We start from the raw sequence: 5,325 nt of genomic DNA, 5'->3' as shown, positions 1-5,325 counted from the left end.
CTAGATTTTCTGCCTTTGTAGGGGCGAAGCATTCGGGTCAAAAATTATGGCCTAAAACCTAGATTTTCTGCCTTTGTAGGGGCGAAGCATTCGGGTCAAAAATTATGGCCTAAAACCTAGATTTTCTGCCTTTGTAGGGGCGAAGCATTCGGGTCAAAAATTATGGCCTAAAACCTAGATTTTCTGCCCGAATGCTTCGCCCCTACTCAAAACCCGAGCAGTATTGACTTGAGTCGTTTCTTTGAAAAATTCAAGGACTAAAGTCCTTACAACGAACCAAAACCTATTTAGCAGCTGCTTTTTGCGGGGATTTAACTTCATTTTTAGAAGTAATACCTTGCTCAAAATCACTCACATTGCTTAAGGTTGTTTCACAAATATTTCGTACTGCGTCTTCGGTGAAAAATGCTTGGTGTCCGGTAACAATTACATTCGGGAAAGTTAACAAACGTTGAAAAACATCATCCTGAATAATTTCCATAGAAAGGTCTTCAAAAAATAATTCCCCTTCTTGTTCGTAAACATCTAAACCCAAGTAACCGATTTTGCCAGATTTTAACCCAGCGATCACGGCTTCGGTATTAACTAATGCGCCGCGACTGGTGTTAATGAGCATTACTCCATGTTTCATTTGATCGATCGCCTGTTCATCAATCAAATGATAAGTTTCAGCAGTTAACGGGCAATGTAGAGAAATAATATCCGAATTAGCAAATAATTCTGGTAAATCCACATATTTAGCACCAGAAGCAGCAAAATCAGCATTGGGATATAGATCGTAAGCCAAAATTTGACAACCAAAACCCTTCATCAAGTTGCCAAAAATTTGCCCAATTTTCCCAGTACCAATTACGCCGACTGTGCGACCATGAATATCAAAACCCATCAATCCTTCCAAAGCAAAATTCCCTTCTCGAACTCGGTTAAAAGCCCGGTGAAATTTCCGATTTAAAGTTAAAATTAACCCGACGGCGTGTTCTGCAACTGCATAAGGTGAATATGCTGGAACGCGCAAAACTGTAAGTCCTAAATCCGCTGCTGCTTGTAAATCTACATGATTAAAACCAGCAGAACGGAGAGCCAACAATTTTGTGCCGCGTGAAGCAATTATTTCCAATGCTTTAGCATCAGCATTGTCATTTACAAATATACAAACAGCCGGAAAATCTGCCGCCAAAGGAGCAGTATTAGCATTAAATTCAGCTGTAAAAAACTCTAATTCATGCCCATGTTTGGCATTGGCAGCTTCGAGGAAACGGCGATCGTAAGGTTTAGTGCTAAAAACTGCTACTCTCATGGTGATTAGGGATTAGGGACTGGGGATTGGGGATGGGGGCGGGGTTAGGGGTTAGGGGTTAGGGATTAGGGAAAAACTCCCCTGCTCCCCTGCTCCCCTCCTCCCCTGCTCCGAGAGCCTCTAAGCTGGCTGAAGTGATTTTTCTTTCGCTGCCATTGCGAGAATTAGGTCAACCATTCTGCTGGAATAACCCCATTCGTTGTCGTACCAAGCAACTATTTTGAAGAAATTCGAGTTTAATTCAATTCCCGCACCTGCATCGAAAATGCTGGAATGAGGATCTGTGGTAAAGTCGCTGGAGACTACATCATCTTCGGTGTAACCCAAAATCCCTTTGAGTTCGGCTTCTGATGCTGCCTTCATGACTTCACAGATTTCTTTGTAGCTGGTGGCTTTTTCCGTTTTGAAAGTTAAGTCAACCGCTGAAACATCGGGGGTAGGTACGCGGAAAGCCATCCCTGTGAGTTTGCCTTTCAGTTCTGGAATCGCTAGGGTAACGGCTTTAGCTGCACCTGTGGAAGCGGGGATGATGTTTTGCGCTGCACCACGTCCACCGCGAAAGTCTTTTTTGCTGGGCCCGTCAACTGTGGGCTGGGTGGCTGTCATGGCGTGAACTGTGGTCATTAAGCCTTCGACGAGTCCGAAGTTATCGTTGATTACTTTGGCGACGGGGGCTAAACAGTTGGTGGTGCAACTGGCGTTGGAAACGATGTTATCTTTGCTGGGGTCGTATTTGTCGTGATTGACTCCCATCACTAAGGTTGGTACTTTATCGGGATCTTTGGTGGGGGCGGAAATTAAGACTTTTTTCGCACCTGCGGTGAGGTGTTTGGATGCGCCATCAAAGCTGGTAAATAGTCCGGTAGACTCAACTACGTAGTCGATACCCATTTTTCCCCAAGGTAGTTCTTCGGGATTTCTTACTGATACGCAGGGGATAAACTTGCCATTAACAACGATGCCGTCTTCTTTGGCTTCGACTGTGCCCGCAAAACGACCGTGTGTGGAGTCATATTTTAATAAGTAGGCGATCGCTTCTGGTGGTACAAGATCGTTAATGCAAGCCATTTCGATTTCTGGATTATCAAGTCCGATGCGGAATACCAATCTACCGATGCGACCAAATCCGTTAATGCCTACTTTAATAGCTGCCATGAAAATCTCCTTTTAGTTCTGTGTCAATAAGTCTGACAACTTGGTTATGAAGACTTGTTTATCAATGATGCTGAAGTTATGGATAATGTACTTTCAGCTTCATGTCAAGTATTCAAACGCTTATCACGATAATGCTTTCTACTCTCAAGAGTGCTTTTTTTTGGCAAAGTCTTAAGCTTTAGTAAGTAGGTAGATGTCAATAAAGTGAAAACTCTCGTCGGGCAGGATGCCCACCCCACAAGAGTTACAGCTTGCTTGTGGGGTGGGCATCTTGCCTGCCCCATCTAAAGATAACTATTATCACTTTATTTATTTGCATCTACTTAGTTGGTTTTGTAGGTAAGGTGACTGTTACTGTGGTTCCTTGTCCAATTTGACTGATAATGGAAATTTCGCCGTTGTGGGCATCGACGCAGGTTTTGACGACGGCTAAACCTAGTCCACTACCGCGCACGGATTTGACGTTGCTGCATCGATAGAATGCTTCAAATAGGTGAGTTTGTTCTTCTGGGGGAATGCCAATGCCACGATCTTGTACTTGGAGGACGATCGCACTTTCCTCACATTCCACTGTTAAATTTATCGCACTGCTTTGCGGTGAGTATTTCGCTGCATTGGTGAGTAAGTTAATCATAATTTGACGAACAATAGTTTCATCTATTTCCACGCTAGTTCTGTCACTTGTATAGGAAAATTCAATAGGATTATCGTTGCTCTGTAACTGGAAAGATTCAATTAATTCTCGACAAAATTCTTCTAGGTTTACTGTTGTTGGATAGCATTGTAATTTCCCGGATTCTGATTTGCCGATTAATAAAACTTGCTCTAAGAGATACATTAAATGATTGACAGAAGCATCAATTTTGTTGAAATAACGGTTTTGCGTTTCAATGGGTAAGTTAGGGCAACCTTGACGTAACAGGGAATTGAAGCCTTGAATGCTGACTAACGGAGCGTGGAAATCGTGAGTTACTAAAGAGACAAATTCTGATTTTAAGCGATTGAGTTCTTTTTCTTGGGCTAAGGCTTGCAGGGCTTCGGCTCTGGCTTGTTCGAGTTCTAGTTCGATTTGTTTGCGATCGCTAATATCTCTCACAATCACCAACACTTCATCATCTGTACAAGGAACAATTCTGGTTTCTTCGTAATAAATCCTTTGATTAAATACTACTTGTCGTTCATCAACTTTAATTTGTTTTGTTGCCAAAACTTCTTGAATTGCCTGCATTAATTCTGAAGCGGTTTCCAAGGGCAAAACATCATTAATATGTTTATCAATTTGGGCTTTTTCTAAATTAAATACTCTAACATTACCGCCATAAAAGACATCTAAATAAGTACCATCACGATGAATTCGGATTAATAAATCAGGGATTGCTTGCACTAAGGCGCGATTAGTTGCTTCACTTTGGCGGAGTTTTTCCTCTGCTTCCTTGCGTTCTGTCAAGTCACGAGTCATCCCAAGATAACGAATCAGTTGGTGATTTTCATCAAATATAGGTTCGCCCCTAGCTTCCAGAAAACGCACAGTGCCATCAGCGCGAATAATCCGCAGATCGGCAGCAAAGGGCTTTCGGTTAATAACTGGCTCATAGATTTGTGCTTGGTGAATCGGGAGATCGTCTGGATGCACGAAGGCCAAACTCTCCTGATAGTTGGGCTGGGGTTGTTTGGGATCGAGTCCGTGAATGCGATAGAGTTCTTCTGACCAAGTTATTTGTCGAGTTTGAAAATTAAATTCCCAACTGCCGATATGGGCAATTTGTTGGACTTTTTTTAAGGTAGTTTCTCGCAGTCGTAAAGCAACTTCAATTTGCTTACGTTCTTCAATTTCTTGTGCTAACTGGGCATTCGCTTTCATCAAAGCAGTTGTTCTGGTAGCGATCAGAGTTTCTAACGCTTGGTGATTACGTTTCAGTCGAGGAATGGCGAGTAAAAAGGTAAATCCAGTGGAAGCGATCGCACCCATAATCCATAATTCTAAACTGCGAGTGCGATCGATTCCCATCGCGTAAACAATCAGTGCGATCGTAATCTGTAAGATGCCCGTTGAAATTAATAACCCTGGTAGGGACAAGACAAAACCAAGGCGGTACAAAGATTTAGCCATTTAATTATTAGATCGTAGACTTTAACGCAACCATCCTCTAGATCTTATTTAATATTTCTCTCAATTGAGCAGCGAGTTGAGGAGGTTTGCACGCTTTGGAAATTACCGCTTTACCGCCGATATTTAATAAGTGTTGCCGATCTTCTGCGTGAGTTCTTGCTGTCAGGAAAATTACCGGAATCCCCTGAGTGATGGGATTAGACTGAAGTTGGGATAAAACTTCGACTCCATCCATCCCTGGCATGACTACATCTAATAGAATGGCATCTAATTTTTCTTGATGGGCGATCGCTAAACCCATTTCCCCCGATTCTGCCAAAAGCACCTCTATTCCAGCAACTATTGAACTCAGAGTCACATAAAAAATTTCCCGCAAGTCCTCATCATCATCAATTAGCAGGATTCGCCTATTTATTAGTGTTGATTTCGCCATGAACCTTGATTATAAACCTCGTGAGAAGCCTTGAGCTTTAGCCAACTAAGCAAAAATTCTAGATGTAAAAAGTAAAAAAAAGGAGCAGTTATATCAAATCCGGGTTGTTTTTCCCACACAATGTAGAGGTGAAAACTCTCGTCGGGGGGGGTGGACCACCCCCCAAAAAAAAAAAAATAAGTTTGGGGGGGGAAACGGACCGCCCCCCCCCCAACAAAATACAAAAGTTGTGGGTGGGGGGGGGCCGCCCCCCCCCCCCCCAAACAACTTTAAAAAGAATTTTGTTGGTTGAAAAAGGGACCAGCTAAAAAGAACCAAGAAGTTAAATAA

Annotated in this window: 4 protein-coding genes; all 4 read right to left on the bottom strand. The window is 42.6% G+C overall.

Annotation, left to right across the window (positions count from 1 at the left end):
• Nucleotides 1-283: 283 nt before the first annotated feature.
• Nucleotides 284-1,297 carry a 2-hydroxyacid dehydrogenase gene (locus ACE1CC_RS10710; RefSeq protein ID WP_413270446.1) on the bottom strand — a complete coding sequence of 338 codons (1,014 nt, stop codon included), beginning with the start codon at nt 1,295-1,297 and terminating at the stop codon, nt 284-286.
• Between the two features lie 120 nt (nt 1,298-1,417).
• The gene (gap, locus tag ACE1CC_RS10705) at nt 1,418-2,452 is read right to left on the bottom strand and encodes a type I glyceraldehyde-3-phosphate dehydrogenase (RefSeq protein WP_413270445.1); all 1,035 of its coding nucleotides are present in this window, start codon (nt 2,450-2,452) and stop codon (nt 1,418-1,420) included.
• A 319-nt stretch (nt 2,453-2,771) separates the two neighbouring features.
• Nucleotides 2,772-4,562, bottom strand: coding sequence for a sensor histidine kinase (locus tag ACE1CC_RS10700; RefSeq protein ID WP_413270444.1), 1,791 nt, complete (start codon nt 4,560-4,562; stop codon nt 2,772-2,774).
• A 37-nt stretch (nt 4,563-4,599) separates the two neighbouring features.
• Entirely contained in the window at nt 4,600-4,995 is a 396-nt protein-coding gene (locus tag ACE1CC_RS10695) for a response regulator (RefSeq protein WP_413270443.1), read from the bottom strand.
• Nucleotides 4,996-5,325: the final 330 nt, after the last annotated feature.

The organism is Floridaenema aerugineum BLCC-F46, assembly GCF_041929345.1.
Classification (GTDB): Bacteria; Cyanobacteriota; Cyanobacteriia; order Cyanobacteriales; family Aerosakkonemataceae; genus Floridanema; species Floridanema aerugineum.
The sequence above is the reverse complement of the archived record's forward strand: the minus strand, read 5'-3'. Positions and strand labels throughout refer to the sequence as shown.